Raw genomic sequence first — 18,382 nt, 5'->3', positions numbered from 1 at the left:
TACAAGTTTTACTCGTGAAGCGCGCGCATCGAGCGCGCGCAGCCTGGTTCCTGGTTATGGCGAACAACGCTTCGATGAGTGCCCCGGCGCTGGCGGAAACGGTCTGGATCGTGCGGCTGCAAGGCCACGCGCACTTCGACTTCGTGCGTCTCAAGCGCGTCTTTGGCGAGGTCGGCTCGCGCCATCAGGTGGTGCTCGTCGATGTGAAGAAGCTGCTCGAGTGTGCCGATCGCGACGACACCGACTATGTGCTCAAGTCGGTCAGCGACTGGCATGCGGGCAAGGTGAAAGGCATCCGCGAGTTTCTCGATCCGGACAATCCGCGCGTGCCCGAGATGCCCTATGTGACGATCTCCGCGCGGCGCGCGCACGGCCTGCTCGGTTTGCTCGGCGTGAATCGCGATGGCGTGGTGGCGTTTCGCAACGGTCAGCATCGCGCGCGCTATCTGGCGCACGCGGGCGCGTTGTGCATGCCGGTGGAAGTGCACGAGCGCGAAGCGGAGCTGCTGCGCCAGATGTGCGCGGCGCCGGGCGCTGCGTCGGCCGAATACGGCGAGACCTGAAGCCTCGTCGCCTCCGGTCGGTTCAATCGTCGATGGCCGAGCGCGAGGCGTCCCGACTGGCCGCTTTTCAGCGCGCCGATCAGTGCATTGCGTTCGACGAGTCCGCCGCGCCCCGTGTTGACCGCATCGCGCCGGCTTTCATCTTGCCGAGCGCGCGTTCGAGAGAACCACGCGGCCCGGCACGGCGGCTAGCGTTTTGTCTCGCTCAATGAGTGGGCCTTTCCGCGTGCGACGAGGCATGCGACATGCCCGCGCCGGTGGAGGCCATGAAGCCCGGCACCCGCGTCAACGCGGCATCCGGGCGGTCGATTCCCGCGTTCACTTGCGGAGCCAGTTTCTCGAGCGCGTAATCGATGAAAAGGCGCGTCTTGGCGGGCAAGTACTGGCGGCCCGGATACACGATCGATACCTTCATGTCGGGGTCGTCGATCGTGTAGTCCGGCAGAATGCGCTCGAGCGTGCCGGCTTCGAGGTCCGCGGCGACGAGGCCTTCGGGCAGGATCGAGAAGCCCATGCCGGCGAGCGTCGCGAGCCGCACCATCAGCGCGTTGTTGACCGTGTAGACCGGCGTGAGCGTGAGCTGGTCGGAGGAGCCCTGGCGATGGCGGAAATGCCAGGTCGCACTGCGTATCTCATTCGGCAGCGCCACCGACGGGCAGCCTTGCAGATCGACCGGCGCATGCGGGACGCCATGCTCGGCGAGGTAGGCAGGGGTCGCGACCGGAATCAGCGGATTGGTCGCGACGGGCCGCTCGACGAGCGCCGTGCTCGACACCATGAACGCCGTGACGATGCCGACGTCGAAGCCGTCCTCGACCAGGTCGATATGACGCTCGGCGAGCGTGAGGCGCACGTTGACCTTGGGATAGTGTTTGCGGAACCCGTCGATAAGCGGCGTCAGCATGAGCAGCGACAACGAACTTGATGCGACCACGCGCAGCGTCCCGCTCGGTTCACCTTCGGTATGGGCGAGGGCCGTTTCGAGGTTGTCGAGTTCTTCCAGCAGCGCACGGCAACCTTCGAGATAGCGCGTGCCGGCTTCTGTGAGCGACAAGTTGCGGGTGGTGCGATTGATCAGGCGGGTGCGTAAATGCGCTTCCAGCATGGCAATCGATCTCGTAACAAGCGCGTTCGACACGTCGAGTTGCTGTGCGGCGCGCCGGAAACTCTCGGTCTCGGAAACGCGGACGAATACTCGCATTGCGTGGATCTGGTTCATCGCGGTGCCCTCGGATATATGCTTTACTTGTCGGCGTCTGATAAACGTCGCGTATACATCGGACTTTTGCAAGCTGCCTGAAAAGCATATTGACACTCGGGCAGAATTGCAATATTAAAATTTATTCCGGCAATTGTTATCGGTGGCGTGCAATTGCGGTCTGAAATCTCGCATAAATAAGTCGGGATGCTGCGTGGCGGCGCGCAAGAAGGGGCGCGCGATTGATCTTCAATCTGAGTGCGGTGGCGAGAGCCAGAGTCGATAAGGCTTGCGCGGGTCGCGGAGTTCGGGGCTTAATGTGGCGGATACTTAAAGCGTGTTTTTTTGGCGATTTCGTCATTTTGGCGTCATCTAAGGCGCATTGGGACAAGCTGCGATCGGTGATTCTTCAAGATGAATTTATTTATCAGTCGCCGCTTCTTCATAATTATTATTGTTGGCGTGCGTAATCGATCCATTTCTGAATTGGCGCGATAACCAAACGGACAAATAACCATGCTCTGGCATCTACTCGCAGCACAGCCGGAAATCGCGTTGTTTGCCAGTCTCGCTATCGGCTATTTCATCGGTTCCTTCAAGATCGGCCCGATTCAGCTCGGCGGAGTTTGCGGCACGCTGATCGTGGCGCTGATACTCGGACAAAGCGGCGCGCGCATTTCACCGGACCTGAAAAACATCGCGTTCGCGCTATTTATTTTCGCGCTCGGTTTTACGGGCGGCCCGCAGTTTTTCGCCAATGTCGGCCGTGGCTGGCGCTACGGCATCCTGTCGCTCATTGAAATGGCTGTCGTGATCGCGCTCGTGCTTGGCTTTGTCACCGTGCTCAAGCTCGACCAGGGCACGGCAGCGGGCCTGCTTGCGGGTGCCGCGACCGAATCCGCGGTGGTCGGCACGGCGTCGGAGGCAATCGGCCGGCTCGGCCTCTCCGCCGCCGATACCGCGCGCCTGCAAGCGAACATCGTCACCGCGTACAGCGTGAGCTATCTGTTCGGGCTCGTCACCATCGTGCTGTTCACGAGCCAGTTCGCGCCGCTCATCCTGCGCGTGAATCTTCGCGACGAAGCCGAGCGCCTCTGGCGCAAGCTCGGCGGCGACGGCGCGCTGGGCGAGGGCCAGAGCCTCGCGGCTCCGCCGCTCGTCGGGCGCGAGCTGAAGGTGACCGGCGGCGCGGGGCAGACCATCGGCGACATCGAACAGCGTCACGGGCACAACATCAGCATCCAGCGCGTCCTGCGCAGCCGCTCCGTGATCCGGGCGCAACCGGCCGTCGTGCTGAAGGCGGGCGACCGCATCTTGATCGGTGGACGGCGCGAAGCGGTCGTGCAGGCGATTCCCGAGCTCGGCGAGGAAGTGTTCGGCGCCGACCTCGCCGACGCCTATGCCGACAAGCTCGACGTCATGCTCACGCATCGCGGCGTGAATGGCCTGACGGTCGCACAGGTGCGCGAGCGCGCGTCGCCCTCCGACGCGCGCGGCGTGTTCATCGCGGCGGTGACGCGGCTCGACAGCACGATTCCCGCGTTGCCCGGCACGGAGCTGCATCGCGGCGACGTGCTGACGCTGGTCGGCGCGCGGGAGGACGTCGCGCGGGGCGCGGCGAAGCTCGGCTACGTGGTGCGCGCGACGCAGAAGACCGACTTCGTGTTCCTCGGGCTCGGTGTGCTGGTGGGCATCGCGTTCGGGCGGCTCAGCGCGCGGCTCGGCGGTATCGACGTGACGCTCGGCACGGGCGGCGGCTGCCTGCTCGCGGGTCTGTTGTTCGGCTGGATCCGCTCGCGTTATCCGCTGATAGGCTCGCTGCCGTCGGCTGCTGCGCAAATCCTCAAGGACTTCGGCCTCTGCACCTTCATCGCGGCGGTGGGGCTGTCGGCGGGCTCCGACGCGATCCGCCTGATCCGTGAATACGGCGTCGCGCTGCCGCTCGCGGGCATCGTCATCACGCTCGGGCCGGCGCTCGTGTCGCTCGTCGTCGGGCGCTGGCTCCTGAAGCTCGAAGTGCCGATGCTGCTTGGCGCGATCGCCGGTCAGCAGTGCAGCACGCCGGCGATCAGCGCGCTCGTCGGCGTGACGGGCAATTCGACGCCTGTCATCGGCTACACGATCACCTATGCGCTTTCCAACGTGCTGTTGCCGCTGATGGGGCCGCTGGTCGTCGGTCTCGCCGGCCGGGTCGGCTGAGACTCCCGCAAAAAGAAGAGGTCCCGATGGACTGGCTACACCCGATATTCCAGAAGTCGCCGGAAGTCGCGCTGTTCATGTCGCTCGCCATTGGCTACTTGATCGGCCAGATCAACTTCGGCAAGTTCCAGTTGGGCGGCGTCGGCGGCTCGCTGCTCGCGGCGGTCGTGATCAGCCAGGCAGGCGTGCAGATCGACAACGGCGTGAAATCGGTGATGTTCGCCGTATTCATCTACGCGGTCGGCTATGACTCCGGGCCGCAGTTCTTCAACTCGATCAACCGCAAGACGCTGCGCGAGATCGCAATGGCTGTTTTTCTCGCGGCGACCGCGCTCGTCACGGTGCTCGTCTGTGCGCGCTTGTTCGGGCTGAACAAGGGGCTCGCGGCGGGCCTCGCGGGCGGCGCGCTCACGCAGTCGGCGATCATCGGCACCGCGGGCGACGCGATCGCGCGGCTCGGCCTTCCGGCCGCGGAAACGAAGGCGCTGCAATCGGACGTCGCGATCGCCTACGCCGTGACTTACGTGTTCGGCTCGCTCGGCGCGATCATCGTGTGCGTGAACATCCTGCCGAAGTTCATGGGACAGAGCTTGCGCGACGCTTCGATCGAAGCGGAGAAGTCGCTCGGCGGCACGACAGGGCCGGGCGAGGGCCAGATCTCCGCGTTGCCGGTGCTCGTCGGGCGCGCGTTTCGCGTGCGCGGCGCGGCGGGACGCACGGTCGCGCAGGTCGAGACGGCCGAAGCGGACATGATCACCATTGAGCGCATCCGCCGCGCGGGCAAGGTGCTGGAGCCGGGTCCCGAGGTGATGCTCGCGGCGGGCGATATCGTGCTCGCCGTCGGCCGCCGCGAGGTGATGGTGAGCGCCGCGTCGCAACTCGGCGAGGAAGTCGGTGACACCGACGGCATCAGCATCGTGATGCAGCGCCGCCAGGGCGTGTTCACGCGGCGCGGCATGAATCACAAGACGATCGCCGCCGTGCGCGCGAGCGTCGACCGCGAGTTGCGGCACGGCGTGTACATCCACGAGATCCGGCGCGTCGACCGTCCGCTGCCGGTCCTGCCCGAGACCGAGTTGCAGCACGGCGACGTGATCACCTTCTTTGGCTCGCCGCAGGACACGAAACGCGCCGTCGATACCGCCGGCTACGAGTTGCCCTATACCAACAAGACGGACTTCATCTACATGGGCGTCGGCATCGTGCTGGGGCTTTTGATCGGCCTGGTCGTGGTGAACGTTGGCGGCATTCCGCTCACGCTCGGCTCGGGCGGCGGCTGCCTGCTCGCGGGCCTCGTGTTCGGCTGGATGCGCGGCAAGCACCCGATGTACGGCGTGATGCCGTCGGCGGCGTCGCAGTTGCTGAAGGACTTCGGTCTTGCCGCGTTCGTCGCGGTGGTGGGGATCAATTCGGGCCTGCAGGCGGTCGTGACGGTGAAGGAAAGCGGCATCACGATCTTCCTGCTCGGCGTGTTCGTCACGCTGTTCCCGCTGCTGGCGACGATGCTGTTCGGCCGCTACGTGCTGCGCTACGACAACGCCGCGTTGCTGGCCGGCGCGCTGACCGGCTCGCGCAGCGCGAATCCGGCGTTCGGCGGCGTGCTCGACAAGGCCGGAAGCGCCGTGCCGACGGTGCCGTTCGCGATCACCTATGCGCTCGCCAACGTGCTGCTGACGCTGCTCGGGCCGCTGATCGTGGGGCTGGTCTGACGGCCGCAGGAACCCGCACGCGCCTTCGTGGACCAAGGTATTTTCGAGGTTTCACCGAGGACTCGCGATGAACCGATCGATTGCAACTGTCACCTTGCCCACCGGCGAGCCGATTCCGAAGCTGGGCCAGGGCACCTGGGAAATGGGCGAGCGCCCCAACGCGCGCCGTGAAGAGATAGCCGCGCTGCGTGCGGGCGTCGAACTCGGCATGACGCTCATCGATACCGCCGAAATGTACGGTGACGGCGAAAGCGAAAAGCTGATCGCCGAAGCGCTCGCGGACTTGCGCGACGATGTCTTTCTCGTGAGCAAGGTGTATCCGCACAACGGCAGCGAGCGCGGCGTGCAGGCCGCTTGCGAGCGCAGCCTGAAGCGCCTGAAGACCGACCGGCTCGACCTGTATCTGTTGCACTGGCGCGGCGGCGAAGATCTGGAAGGCGTGGTCGCGGGCTTCGGGAAGCTCAGGCGCGACGGCAAGATCCGCCACTGGGGCGTGAGCAACTTCGATACCAACGACCTCGAAGAACTCTTCGATCTCGACGGCGGCAACGCGTGCGCGACGAACCAGATTCTTTACAACGTCGCGCGCCGGGGACCGGAATTCGATTTGCTGCCGTGGTTGCGCAAACGCGGCATGCCCGGGATGGCTTACAGCCCGGTCGATCATGCGCGTCTGCCGAAGGACAGCGTGCTCGACGAGATTGCGGCGGGGCGTGGGATGTCGGTGGTCCAGATCGCGCTCGCGTGGGTGCTTCAGCAGCCGGAAGTCTTTGCGATTCCGAAGGCTTCGAGCGTGGCCCATATGAAGGCGAATCGCGCGGCGGCGGATATCGCGCTATCGGCTGACGAACTCGCGAAAATCGATAGTCAGTTCAAGCCGCCGAAGGGGAAACGTTCGCTTGAAATGCTGTAGGGATTGGGTGCGGGAGAGGTCGGGCGAGTAAGCACGTACCCGCCACCGGCCTTTGAAGTTCATATGTTTTGCAGCGCACGGACACATCGCCCCACCGGGTGTCTCATTGAGCTATCCCGACAGCCATCGAAACCTGGATTGTTCCAGCGTGCACGCCGACCGCTGTCGGGTCAGGCGCAATACCGCACGCGCGCTGCTTGCCGGCATCACGGCATCACGGCATCGAGGCATAAGCGCCGGCAGCAGCAAACGCGGTGACACTATCGGCTCCCCGACGAGCCGCGGCAAGGAGCAATCGATGTTGAACCGGCTTACCCGTGCGAGCGCGCAATTGAATGGAACCGCGGCATGCGCCGACTTCGATCGTGATACCGGCCGGCTGCGCATCTTCGAAAACGGTGCGCTCCGCTTCGAATGGTTCCCGCCGCATTCATGGTTCATGATCTCGTCGGCGGCGGGCTTCAGCAAATGGGGTTGTCATCCCGGCGAAAAGGAACTGGAAGCGGTGCTCCATGAAGTGCTGTCGCGCCGCCCGTGGGTCGAGACCGCCGACGCCAGTGTCTCTTGATGCCTGCGTGCCGCGCACGTGACGGCGCGCAGCATCGCTTACCTGTGGCTATCCCTGTCTCTGTCTCCGGGGCCCGAACGCCGCGGCGATGACGTACGGTCGTCGCCGTGCGACCCGTCCGAATGCGTCCGGCGATTGGTCGGCGGCTTGCCGGTGTCGGGCTGGATCGTGGAGATGGCGTGCTTGTAGACGACCTGCACGCCCGTCGGCGCCCGCAGGATCACGACGTGCCGGTCGAACGACTCGATGTAGCCGACGAGCCGTATTCCGTTGACGAGAAAAACCGCCACGCGCACCTGCTCCTCGCGGGCGGCGTTGAGCAGGTCGTATTGCGGTTCGTCGGGTTTCTCAACCATTTGCGCTCACCTGATATTTGAATGTGTTGTAGTCGATGTCGGGTTGATTCGGGCGAACACGGCGGTGCGGTCGCGGGAATCAGCGGCGTCGTGGAACCTGGGTTCCTTCGCGCGCGCAACTTCCATGAGGGTATCGCAATGTCGCCCGCACGGCTCACGCCGCTCGTTCGAATTTGACATTCGAACCACCGTTCGCTGTTACGTTCAGTTAATCGTTCAACCGTGCGCTTCAGCGTTCCGCTCCAGGGAGCGGCGGGTCGTCAGCGGGTGTCCGGTCTCAAGGATCGGGTACGGGTTGGAGTGCCTGCCGGTTGCTGCATTGCCGGCCGCTGCACGTCAATAGTTTCATCGCCACAAATCCATGTCCAGCGCGTTGTCTCGGGCGCTATTCGTGTGATGGATGGCGCGACGTTCGCGAGCCACACAGCGATGTTTCAATGACGGCGCGGGGCGCTGCTTCCACGTCCGAATAGCGCGTGGCCGCATCCGCGAGCCAATAAAAAACGCTCACCGAAGCGAGCGTTGATTGTCCATCCGGGCCGGAACTCAAACAGTCGCCGGCCCGCCGACGCCGCGCGCCGTGCGCATATAAAGCGCGGTCGACAACGCGACAGCCAGCGCCGCCGCGACGGCCGCGAACAGGAACACCGATCCATAGCCAAGCTCGCCCGCGACATAACCCGCGAGCGGCCCGGTGAGCCCGAGCGACAAGTCGAGAAACACCGAATACGCCGACAGCGCCGCGCCACGGCTCGCGGGCGGCACCAGCCCGACCGCCTCGACGCCGAGCGCCGGGAACACGAGCGCGAAGCCGAAACCGGTCAGCGCCGCGCCGGCGAGCGCAAAAGTCGGATCGGCGGAAAGCCAGAGCATCAGCAAACCCGCGCATTCGAACGCAAACGACACGATCGCGACACGAAAGCCGCCATAAGCCTTGATCGTGTTCGCGAACAGGAGGCGCGCGCCGACGAACATCGTGCCGAACACGGTGAGCGAGAGCGCCGCGTTCGGCCAGTTGTGCGCGGCGTAGAAGAGAGTGATGAAGGTGGCGATCGAACCGAAGCCCACCGAGCCGAGCGCGAGGCCCAGACCATGCGGCAGCACGCGGAAGAACACGCTGCGATACGACATGCGCTCGCCGTGGACGACCGGCACCGGCGCCATGCGCGTCGCGAGCCAATAGCCGAGCAGGCCGAGCGCGATCACGATGAAGCCGAGCGCGGCGAAGCCGAGCGAATGGTCGATGGCAACGCCGAGCGGTGCGCCAATCGCGAGCGCGCCATAGGTGGCGATGCCGTTCCAGGAGATCACCTTCGCGTTGTTCGACACCCCGACGCGCCCGATGCCCCACGTGATCGCACCGGTGCCGACCCAGCTTTCACCGAATCCGAGCACGAGCCGCCCGACAATCAGCAACGCGAGGCTGAGCGCGTGCCACTGCGCCGCGAGGGCCGACGCGAGCAGCAGCACGCCGCTGATCGCGCACGCCGTGAGGCCGTACAGCACCGTCTTCTTCGGCCCGAGCGTATCGGCGGTGCGGCCGGCCAGCGGGCGCGAGGCGAGCGTCGCCAGATACTGGACGCTGATCGCCGCGCCCGCCATCACCGATCCGAACCCGAGGTCCGTGTGCACGAAGCCCGGCAGCACCGCGAGCGGGATGCCGATGGTCAGGTAGCAAAGGAAGGTGAAGACGACGACGGACACAATGCGTCCGGTGGTAGCGAGGTCGCTGCGACGCGTGGCGGAAGAGTCGGTAGGCATAGGGTAACTGCGGGTTGAATTCGGCCGGGAGTCATGATTCTCCCATATGTTGCGGTGCAGCGTTCGCTGGTTTTTGTAACCAGATGGATCAAATCACGCATTTCCGCGTACTGGCGGGTGGCCGCAAACCCTTGACGCCAAAGGCTTTGAGAGGATATTGGGACAGGAGTATGTCGTTCATCCTGGGCTGCCTATGGGTTGTGGTTTTTTTCGATGTTAATTTTCCGACCATCGCCACAGGCTGCGCGAGCCCTGCGCAACCAGCCAATCAGTACCCACGCCCCCGCGAGACATCAACCATGAGCCAGCCGATCCGCTTCTACCACCGCAACGTGATCCGCGAAGTGAGCGACGCATCGACGACCCGCACCGTCCTCCAGTATCTGCGCGAGGATGCGCGCTGCACCGGCACCAAGGAAGGCTGCGCGGAAGGCGACTGCGGCGCGTGCACCGTCGTGATCGGCGAGCCGGACGCTCAAGGCGGCGTCGCGTTCAAGGCGGTGAACGCCTGCATCCAGTTCCTGCCGACGCTCGATGGCAAGGCCTTGTTCACCGTCGAGGACCTGCGCCAGCCGGACGGATCGCTGCATCCGGTGCAACAGTCGCTCGTCGATTGCCACGGCTCGCAGTGCGGCTTCTGCACGCCGGGCTTCGCGATGTCGATGTGGGCGCTTTACGAAAAGCACGGTCATGCGACGAAATCCACGTGCGCCACGAGCGCCACGACGCAATGCGCGCACAAGACCGTGCCGTCGCGGGAAGAGATCAGCAACGCGCTGACCGGCAACCTGTGCCGCTGCACGGGCTACAAGCCGATCGTCGATGCCGCCGAGCAGATGTTCACCGCGCCCGCTCCGATCGCGCCGGTCGACGTCGAAGCGCTGGCGCAGAAGCTCGCCGCCATCAAGCGCGATGACACGTTCCAGTACGAACACGCCGGCCGCCGCTTCGACGCGCCGCGCACCGTCGAGGCGCTCGCGCAGTTGAAGGCCGAGCGGCCCGCCACGCGCATCCTCGCGGGCAGCACGGACGTCGGCCTGTGGGTGACCAAGCAGATGCGCGATCTCGGCGATATCGTGTATGTCGGGCAGATCGCGTCATTGCAGCGCTGCGAAACCACGGACGAATGGATCGAAATCGGCGCGGGCGTGACGGTCGAGCGCGCGTACGCCGAGCTGGCCAAGCAATATCCCGAACTCACCGAGATGTGGCTGCGCTTCGCCTCGCTGCCGATCCGCAATGCGGGCACGCTTGGCGGCAACATCGCGAACGGCTCGCCGATCGGCGATTCGATGCCCGGCTTGATCGCGCTCGGCGCGCGCGTCGTGCTGTACGGCGCGACCGGCGAGCGTGAGATGGCGCTCGAAGACCTGTATCTCGCGTACCAGAAGAAGGACATGGCCGAGCACGAGTTCGTCGTGGGCCTGAAGGTGCCGACCCGCACCGGCGTGCGCGCGAAGTTGCAGTTCCGCACCTACAAGCTCTCGAAGCGTTTCGACTCCGACATTTCCGCCGTGTGCGCGGCGTTCTCGTTCATCGCCGATGGCGAGGAGATTCGCGAACCGCGCGTTGCGTTCGGCGGCATGGCGGCGACGCCCAAGCGCGCGGCGCATGCCGAAGCCGTGCTCGCCGACGCGCAGTGGCACGAAGCCACCGCGCAGGCCGCGATGCTCGCGTTGGGCAAGGACTACGCGCCGCTCACCGACATGCGCGCCAGCAGCAACTATCGCCTCGACACGGCGAAGAGCCTGATGTATCGATTCTGGCTGGAGACGCGTCCGCACGACCCGCTGCCGAAACACGCGCTCGACGTCCGGGCAATCCAACTGGTCGAAGTGCAGTAAGAGGAGAACAAGAACATGAACCAGCAAGCCGAAGCCTTCCTCGCCGACGCCCAGTCGCTCGCCAACGAAATCGATGCGTTCAAGCAGGTCCACGTATCGCGTCCGCATGAATCGGCGCATCTGCACGTGAGCGGCCGCGCCAGCTACACCGACGACATTCCCCTCGTCGCGGGCACGCTGCACGCCGCGCTCGGGATGAGCCCGAAGGCGCACGCGAAGATCGTGTCGATGAACTTCGACGCGGTGCGCGCGACGCCCGGCGTCGTCGCCGTCTTCACCGCCGAGGACATCCCCGGCGTCAACGATTGCGGCCCGATCATCCACGACGATCCGGTGCTCGCGAGCGGCGTCGTGCAGTACGTCGGACAGCCGATGTTCATCGTCGCCGCGACCTCGCACGATGCCGCGCGGCTCGCCGCGCGCCGCGCGCAGATCGAATTCGAGGACTTGCCCGCCGTGCTGACCGCGCAGGACGCGCGCAAGGCGGAATCGTATGTGCTCAAGCCGCTCAAGCTTTCGCGCGGCGACGCCCCGGGGCGCATGGCGCGTGCCGCGCATCACGAGCGCGGCGAAATGCTGCTCGGCGGCCAGGAGCAGTTCTATCTGGAAGGCCAGATTGCCTACGCCGTGCCGAAGGACGACGACGGCATGCACGTCTACTGCTCGACGCAGCATCCGACCGAGATGCAGCATCTCGTCGCGCATCTGCTGAATGTGGCGTCGCATAACGTGCTGGTCGAATGCCGGCGCATGGGCGGCGGCTTCGGCGGCAAGGAATCGCAGTCGGGCATTTTCGCGTGTTGCGCCGCGCTCGCCGCGTGGAAGCTGCTGTGCCCGGTCAAGCTGCGCCCGGACCGCGACGACGACATGATGATCACCGGCAAGCGCCACGACTTCCACTACACGTTCGAAGTCGGCTATCGCGACGACGGCGTGATCGACGGCGTTGCCGTCGACATGACCTCGCGCTGCGGCTTTTCCGCCGACCTGTCCGGCCCGGTGATGACGCGCGCCGTCTGTCACTTCGACAACGCGTACTGGCTGCCCGACGTCCATATCGAAGGGTATTGCGGCAAGACCAACACGCAGTCGAACACCGCGTTCCGCGGCTTCGGCGGACCGCAAGGCGCGTTCGGCATCGAGTACATCATCGACAATGTCGCGCGCTCGGTCGGCATGGATTCGCTCGACGTGCGCCTGAACAATCTGTACGGCAAGACGGACAACAACCGCACGCCGTATGGTCAGACGGTCGAGGACAACATCCTGCCCGAACTGCTCGCGGAGCTTGCCGAGACGAGCGAGTACCGGCGTCGTCGCGAAGCGGTGCGCGAGTTCAACTCGAAGAACGAGATCCTGAAGAAGGGCCTTGCGTTCACGCCGGTCAAGTTCGGCATCGCGTTCAACGTCACGCATTTCAACCAGGCGGGCGCGCTCGTCCACATCTACACCGATGGCTCGATTCTCGTGAATCACGGCGGCACGGAGATGGGGCAGGGGCTGAACACCAAGGTCGCGCAGGTGGTCGCGCATGAACTCGGCATCAATTTTTCGCGCGTGCGCGTGACCGCCACCGATACGAGCAAGGTCGCGAATACGTCGGCGACGGCGGCATCGACCGGAACCGACCTCAACGGCAAGGCCGCGCAGGACGCCGCCCGTCAGCTTCGCGAGCGGCTGGCCAAATTCGCTGCCGAGAAGTTCGGCGCGGGCGAGGTGTCGGCGGCGCAGGTGCGCTTTGCGAGCGACCGCGTGATCGTCGGCGACGATGCGATTCCGTTCGAGGAAGTCATCGCCAAGGCGTATCTGGCGCGCGTGCAACTCTGGTCCGACGGTTTTTACGCGACGCCCAAGCTCTACTGGGACCAGGCGACGCTGCAGGGCCGGCCGTTCTATTACTACTCGTATGGCGCGGCGGTGTCGGAAGTCGTGATCGACACGCTCACCGGCGAGATGCGCGTGCTGCGCGCCGATGCGTTGCACGACGTGGGCGATTCGCTGAATCCCGCGCTCGACAAGGGTCAGGTGGAAGGCGCGTTCGTGCAGGGCATGGGCTGGCTCACGACGGAAGAACTGTGGTGGAACGCGGGCGGCAAGCTGATGACGCATGCGCCGTCGACCTACAAGATTCCGACCGTCAACGATACGCCGGCCGATTTCCGCGTGAACCTCTTCAAGAACCGCAACGTGGAGGACAGCATCCACAAGTCGAAGGCCGTTGGCGAGCCGCCCTTGCTGCTGCCGTTCTCGGTGTTTTTCGCGATCCGCGACGCGGTCGCGGCGGTCGGCGACTACAAGGTCAATCCGCCGTTGAACGCGCCGGCCACTGCCGAGGAAATCCTGAAGGCGGTCAACGCAGTCAGGAGCGCACGGTCATGATGCACGTCGTGTTGTTTGGCGCGGGGCATGTGGGGCACGCGCTCGTGAAGGTGCTTGGGACGTTGCCGTGCGTCGTGCAGTGGGTGGATGCGCGCGATGAACTCTTCCCCGACGAAGTGCCGGCCAACGTGCAGATCGAGCCGACCGATTTGCCGGATGCGATCGTCGATGAGGCGCCGGCGGGCGCGTATTTTCTTGTGATGACGCACGATCATTCGCTGGATTTTTCGCTTGCTCAGCGCATCATGCGGCGCGACGACTTCACGTACTTTGGGATGATCGGCTCGAAGACGAAACGCGTGAAGTTCGAGCGCCGGCTGATGGATCGGGGTGTACCCGTGGAGCGGCTTGCGGAGATGACGTGCCCGATCGGCGTGGAAGGGATCGTCGACAAGGCGCCGGCTTCGATCGCGCTGGCGGTTGCGGCGCAGTTGCTGCGGGTGAATTGTGCGCAGGAACGGACAGTGGGAGCGATGCGGTTGGTGGTGTGAAAGGCTCGGCGGTTCGCTGCGGCTTTTCGCTGGATACGACTTGGGTGTGGAAATTTATATCCAATTGGATATAATGAGGAGATGAAGCCGATTCGATTCCTTGGAGACGCGCTCAAATGCTTGCGCGATTTCCCCGAGGACGCGAGGCACGACGCCGGATTCCAGCTAGACAAAGTGCAACGCGGTCAGCAACCGGACGACTTCAAGCCCATGCCGTCCATCGGCAGAGGGGTCGAAGAATTGCGCATATGGGATGAGTCGGGCACCTACCGAGTCGTCTATACGGCACGCCTTGCTGACGCGGTTTACGTATTGCACGCCTTTCAGAAGAAAACTCAGGCCACGTCAAAACGCGACATCGATCTGGCAGCCGCCAGATTCAACGAATTGATGAGAGGTTTGAAATGACCCAGGGCAAAACGGAACCGGATACCTACGCGAGCGTCTGGGACGCTCTTGCGGACACGCCCGAACAGGCAGCTAACCTGCAAGCGCGCGCTGAACTGATGCAACAGATCGCGACCGTCGTCGGCAGCAGCGGATGGACACAAGAAGAGGCCGCGCGCCGCTGCGGCGTCACGCAGCCGCGTATCAACGACCTGCTGCGCGGGCGCGTGTCGCGCTTTTCGCTCGATGCGCTCGTCAACATCGCGACCGCGCTCGGTCGGCGCGTCCACATCGAACTACAGGCGGCTTAACCCCCGACCGCTCCCGCCTTCTTCCCCGTCAACCTCTCCGATACCTCCGCCATCAATCCCCGCAGCCATGCGACATCGGTCGGTTGGTCGGGCTGCGGCAGCGAAAGCTGATAGCACTTGATGCGCGGAAACGGCACCGGCGATTCAAGAACCGCCAGCGGCAGCACCGCCGCGTAATGCTGCGCAAACCGCCGCGGCGCCGTAAAAATCAGATCCGACTTCAGCAACACCTGTGGTACGAGCCCGAAGTACGGGATCGTCGCGACAACACGCCGCCGGACGCCCGCGCGCTCCAGCCCGATATCGATCGGATGGCGTTTCGCGCCGCTATAAGGCGTCGGCGCGAGATGCGCGGCGAGCGCATAACGCTCGGCCGTCAGCGGTTCGCGAGCAAGCGGATGATCGGCGCGCATCAGGCAGACGAATACATCGGTAAAGAGATCCTGACGCTCGAAACGCGCTTCCGGCTTCGTCCAGTTGGCGACCACCAGATCGATCTCGCCTTCGTCGAGCGCGCGTTCGTGATCGCGCATCGGATTGAGCGACTCGATCTCCAGACGCGCATGCGGCGCCGCTTCACGAAACGCGCCGACGAGCGTCGGCATGAAGAAGTCGTTCAGGTAATCGGGCGCCGAGACGCGGAAAGTGCGGCGCGAACTGGCGGCATCGAAATCGCCGTGCGGCGTCGCGACGAATTCGACTTCGCGCAGCGCGCGCTGCGCCGGATCGAGCAGCGACTCGCCATATTCCGTCGGCACCATGCCCTGCTTGCCGCGCACGAGGATTGGATCGTTCAGGATCTCGCGCAGACGCCTGAGCGCGGTGCTGATCGCCGGCTGCGTCTGGTTCAGCCGTTGCGCCGTCTGCGTGACGCTGCGCTCCAGCAGCAGCGTGCGCAACACGCGGATGAGCCAGATGTCGAGAGAGTCGGCGATTTCGTTCATGAGCGGCGATTTGGTGGCGGACGGTGCAACGGCTGACCGGCACGCGATCGGAAACGGGGATATGCCAAGTTAAGCCGTTCCGGCCCGCAAAGCCATAGCGGGTGCGCTATGCGTGGCATAGGCGGGGTGGTTTGCGCGCGGTGATCCGCGTTGCGGGACGAAGCGATCTACCCGGCGAATGCGGCGCGGCGCCTACGTCCCGCAGGCGCCCATGGCGCGCCAAGCCCAGCAAGCCATGGCTGGCGCCCCCGTTCGCCCGCGGCTCAGCCAACCGCCCCGCGCCTTCTTAGCTGAAATCCGCGTCGGACGGCGCCATCGGCAGATTGCTGATGCGGCGCACTTCGGTGCCGTCGAGCCAGTTCGGCGAGCGCGCCACGTAAAGCACCATCGGCAGCGTGTCCTCGCCCCAGAACAACTGGTCGTTCACCACGAAGCTCGGCACGCCGAACACCCCGAGCGACACGGCCAGGTCGTTATTAGCCCGCAGCCTGGCCTTGACGTCCTCCTGTTCGATCAGCTTCTCGCCATCGGGCAGCCCGACGTGGTGGCACAGGTCGCGAAAACCCTCGGGCGTCGACGGATCGCGCCCGTCGCGCCAGATGAACCGATAAATCTCGCGGATGCAGCCGATTTCGCTGCCCGCCGCCACGGCGAGCCGCAGCGCCTTGCCCGGGTCGAACGGATGCACCGGCGGCATCCTGAACGGAATGCCGAGTTGCTCGGCGCGGAAGAGCGCGTGCCGATAGGTGAAAACACGCTTCGACGGGATCGTCGCGGCGTGTGGCTGGCCCCATCGATCGAGCAATTTGTACAACTCGACCGGCGTGATCTCGAAGGGCATCGCGGGCCATTTGTCGTGCTGTTCGAGCAACAGGTACGAGAACGGCGAGATGAAATCGAAGAAAAAGTACGGTTGGCCGTGACCGGCGGAACGCGAGGCGCTCATGTTTGTTCTCCCTGACTCTGCTGGCGCGCTGTTATTCGATCTGTGTCATTTGATATTAGGTGTTGCGTCACGCGGTGTCTGCCCGCGACGCGACATCCTGCGATTGCGCCGCCGCTTTCTGCAATAAAGCCGCCGCGTGGCCTTCGTGGGCCTCGCGCGCGACCGCCTGCTCGTGCGTGAGCCGCTGCCGCACGAAGCCGATGTGCTCGCGCAGCACGTAGAACTGGTCGGCGAACGCGAGCGGCATCTTCATCCGGTTGACGGCGTTTTCGATCGCATCGACGCGATCGATCAGCGCTTCGCGCTGTTCGTGGTCGGGATCGCCCATCGCTTCACGTTCGATTGCAATCAGCGCGCCATACCAGCGGTAGATGCGCGATTTCACGCGCCATCGGTACAGTCCCGGCACCAGCCGCAGGCCCGGAATCAGCACGACGATGATCGGCACCAGCAGCACGATCACGCGATCGGCGAGACTCGCGACCCAGAACGGCAGCGTGCGATACAGGAAGCTCTTGCCTGATTTGTAATAACGCTCGGCGTCGTCGCTGATGCGGAAGTCGTGGACGAGCGGCGCCGGGAACTCGTTCGCGTGCTGCATCAGGTTCGCGCGCCCGTGCACCTCGCGCGCGGCTTCGATCAGCAAGTCGGAGAGCGCCGGATGCAGCCCGTCCCGCGCGACGAGTTCGGCCGTCGGCGCCACCATGTGGATCGGGCGCGGCGGCAGGTTCTTCGCGAAATCGAAGGCACCCATCGGCAGTTCGATCACGTTCAGGTACGGAAAGCGGCGCGAGTACGCTTCGGCCTGCGTGAAGTCGAAGAAGCGCACGCCCGGCGTGCGGAACAGCTTGCCCATCGTCGGCGGCTGGGCGGAATCGCCGGTGAGAAACGCCGCGTCGACGTCGCCCTTGGTCAGCGCGGCGGCGGCTTCGTCGCCCCCGAGCGGCAGCAGTTCGGTGTCGCCGCCCGGCTCGATGCCGTTCGCTTTCAAGAGCGCGAGCGCCAGCGCGCGCGTGCCGCTGCCTTCGGCGCTGATCGCGAGGCGCTTGCCCTTCAGCTCCGAGAGCCGCGTGATGACCGGGCCGTGATAGAACACGGCGAGCGGCACATAAGAGACGCTGCCGAGCGACATCAGGTCGTCGTGCGTCGCGCCCGGCGGGCTGATGCCGCCCTGCACGAAGCCGACGTCGACCTTGGCCTTCGGATCGTCGAGACGGCGCAGGTTGTCGAGCGAGCCTTGCGTCTCCAGCACGTTCAGCGTGACGCCGTTGCGGGCGAGGATCGTCTTGTACTTCTGCGCGCTGGTCCAGAACGAACTGCCCTTCGTGCCGGCGGCGATCGTCAGCGTGCTTGGCGGAGCGGGCTGGATCAGGCGCACAGCCAGATAGATCGCCGCCGCGCTCACGACGAGGATCGGCCCGAACGTCAGCGCCAGGTCGCGCCAGGAAATCGCGACGAAGCGCGCGACGATGCGCGGCGGGGGTTTGCGCCCTGGATTGCGTGATTGAGGTCCGGGGCCGGGCGCTGAAGGCTGGGTCATCTCGTAGTCGGTGGTCGGGAAAACGCGCGGAACGTGTGGAACTGCGGGATCAGGCTGTCTCGCGCCGCATTCAGTAATCGATTCGTAAAAAGCGCCTTCGTTCGCGGAAACGCCGGAAGAGCGCGGCCAAGCATCGTCGAGCGGCGTTCAATGCCGGTTTCCGTCGATGGTACATGAGATCGAATCGGCGCCGGACCGTCGCAACGGATGCACGGGCGCCGCGCGACGTGACAATCGCGTGTCGTTTGCGTTGGACAGACGGCAACGCCCTGT

At 64.8% G+C, this 18,382-nt stretch carries 16 protein-coding genes and 1 pseudogene; 10 read left to right on the top strand and 7 right to left on the bottom strand.

Going from position 1 to position 18,382, the window contains the following annotated elements; genetic code table 11:
- The first annotated feature begins 56 nt into the window (after positions 1–56).
- Complete coding sequence (locus AWB68_RS03600; RefSeq protein ID WP_087642989.1) at positions 57–563, top strand: plasmid fertility inhibition factor family protein; 507 nt, start codon at positions 57–59, stop codon at positions 561–563.
- 38 nt (positions 564–601) lie between these two features.
- Here the strand turns inward: AWB68_RS03600 and AWB68_RS49255 are convergent.
- Both AWB68_RS49255 and AWB68_RS03595 read right to left on the bottom strand, forming a co-directional pair.
- Positions 602–717, bottom strand: a pseudogene (locus AWB68_RS49255) (NAD(P)-dependent oxidoreductase); the annotation flags it as partial.
- Positions 718–768: 51 nt separating this feature from the next.
- The gene (locus AWB68_RS03595) at positions 769–1,782 is read right to left on the bottom strand and encodes a LysR family transcriptional regulator (protein WP_087642988.1); all 1,014 of its coding nucleotides are present in this window, start codon (positions 1,780–1,782) and stop codon (positions 769–771) included.
- 495 nt (positions 1,783–2,277) lie between these two features.
- On the opposite strand from AWB68_RS03595, the gene aspT (AWB68_RS03590) reads away from it, so the two are divergent.
- The 4 genes from aspT (AWB68_RS03590) to AWB68_RS03575 all read left to right on the top strand — a co-directional run bounded on the left by aspT (AWB68_RS03590) (position 2,278) and on the right by AWB68_RS03575 (position 7,150).
- The gene (aspT, locus tag AWB68_RS03590) at positions 2,278–3,960 is read left to right on the top strand and encodes an aspartate-alanine antiporter (RefSeq protein ID WP_087642987.1); all 1,683 of its coding nucleotides are present in this window, start codon (positions 2,278–2,280) and stop codon (positions 3,958–3,960) included.
- Positions 3,961–3,986: 26 nt separating this feature from the next.
- The gene (gene aspT, locus AWB68_RS03585; RefSeq protein WP_087642986.1) at positions 3,987–5,669 is read left to right on the top strand and encodes an aspartate-alanine antiporter; all 1,683 of its coding nucleotides are present in this window, start codon (positions 3,987–3,989) and stop codon (positions 5,667–5,669) included.
- Between the two features lie 67 nt (positions 5,670–5,736).
- Entirely contained in the window at positions 5,737–6,582 is an 846-nt protein-coding gene (locus AWB68_RS03580) for an aldo/keto reductase (RefSeq protein WP_087642985.1), read from the top strand.
- Positions 6,583–6,880: 298 nt separating this feature from the next.
- Positions 6,881–7,150, top strand: coding sequence for a hypothetical protein (locus AWB68_RS03575; RefSeq protein ID WP_087642984.1), 270 nt, complete (start codon positions 6,881–6,883; stop codon positions 7,148–7,150).
- Between the two features lie 38 nt (positions 7,151–7,188).
- Here AWB68_RS03575 and hfq read toward each other — a convergent pair whose 3' ends face one another.
- The gene (hfq, locus tag AWB68_RS03570; protein WP_087642983.1) at positions 7,189–7,506 is read right to left on the bottom strand and encodes an RNA chaperone Hfq; all 318 of its coding nucleotides are present in this window, start codon (positions 7,504–7,506) and stop codon (positions 7,189–7,191) included.
- A 546-nt stretch (positions 7,507–8,052) separates the two neighbouring features.
- Positions 8,053–9,267, bottom strand: a complete 1,215-nt coding sequence (locus AWB68_RS03565; protein WP_087642982.1) for an MFS transporter — start codon at positions 9,265–9,267, stop codon at positions 8,053–8,055.
- A 299-nt stretch (positions 9,268–9,566) separates the two neighbouring features.
- Between AWB68_RS03565 and xdhA the strand changes: the two genes are divergently transcribed.
- The 5 genes from xdhA to AWB68_RS03540 all read left to right on the top strand — a co-directional run bounded on the left by xdhA (position 9,567) and on the right by AWB68_RS03540 (position 14,679).
- Entirely contained in the window at positions 9,567–11,111 is a 1,545-nt protein-coding gene (gene xdhA / locus AWB68_RS03560) for a xanthine dehydrogenase small subunit (RefSeq protein WP_087642981.1), read from the top strand.
- 15 nt (positions 11,112–11,126) lie between these two features.
- On the top strand, positions 11,127–13,490 hold the full coding sequence (xdhB, locus tag AWB68_RS03555) for a xanthine dehydrogenase molybdopterin binding subunit (protein ID WP_087642980.1): 2,364 nt from the start codon (positions 11,127–11,129) through the stop codon (positions 13,488–13,490).
- Entirely contained in the window at positions 13,487–13,981 is a 495-nt protein-coding gene (gene xdhC / locus AWB68_RS03550) for a xanthine dehydrogenase accessory protein XdhC (RefSeq protein ID WP_087642979.1), read from the top strand. Before xdhB ends, xdhC begins: the two co-directional genes overlap by 4 nt.
- A gap of 81 nt (positions 13,982–14,062) precedes the next feature.
- On the top strand, positions 14,063–14,389 hold the full coding sequence (locus AWB68_RS03545) for a type II toxin-antitoxin system RelE/ParE family toxin (protein ID WP_087642978.1): 327 nt from the start codon (positions 14,063–14,065) through the stop codon (positions 14,387–14,389).
- Positions 14,386–14,679 carry a helix-turn-helix domain-containing protein gene (locus tag AWB68_RS03540; protein WP_087642977.1) on the top strand — a complete coding sequence of 98 codons (294 nt, stop codon included), beginning with the start codon at positions 14,386–14,388 and terminating at the stop codon, positions 14,677–14,679. Before AWB68_RS03545 ends, AWB68_RS03540 begins: the two co-directional genes overlap by 4 nt.
- Here AWB68_RS03540 and AWB68_RS03535 read toward each other — a convergent pair.
- The 3 genes from AWB68_RS03535 to AWB68_RS03525 all read right to left on the bottom strand — a co-directional run bounded on the left by AWB68_RS03535 (position 14,676) and on the right by AWB68_RS03525 (position 18,109).
- Entirely contained in the window at positions 14,676–15,623 is a 948-nt protein-coding gene (locus AWB68_RS03535; protein WP_087642976.1) for a LysR family transcriptional regulator, read from the bottom strand. The genes AWB68_RS03540 and AWB68_RS03535 overlap by 4 nt on opposite strands.
- 286 nt (positions 15,624–15,909) lie before the next feature.
- The gene (locus AWB68_RS03530; protein WP_087642975.1) at positions 15,910–16,569 is read right to left on the bottom strand and encodes a 2-hydroxychromene-2-carboxylate isomerase; all 660 of its coding nucleotides are present in this window, start codon (positions 16,567–16,569) and stop codon (positions 15,910–15,912) included.
- Between the two features lie 67 nt (positions 16,570–16,636).
- A complete protein-coding gene (locus AWB68_RS03525) occupies positions 16,637–18,109 on the bottom strand; it encodes a TAXI family TRAP transporter solute-binding subunit (protein WP_087642974.1) in 1,473 nt (490 codons plus the stop codon).
- Positions 18,110–18,382 lie beyond the last annotated feature (273 nt).

It is taken from the genome of Caballeronia choica (assembly GCF_001544535.1).
In the GTDB taxonomy this organism is placed as follows: domain Bacteria; phylum Pseudomonadota; class Gammaproteobacteria; order Burkholderiales; family Burkholderiaceae; genus Caballeronia; species Caballeronia choica.
Note: the sequence above shows the minus strand (reverse complement) of the source record. Positions and strands in the feature narration are given on the sequence as shown.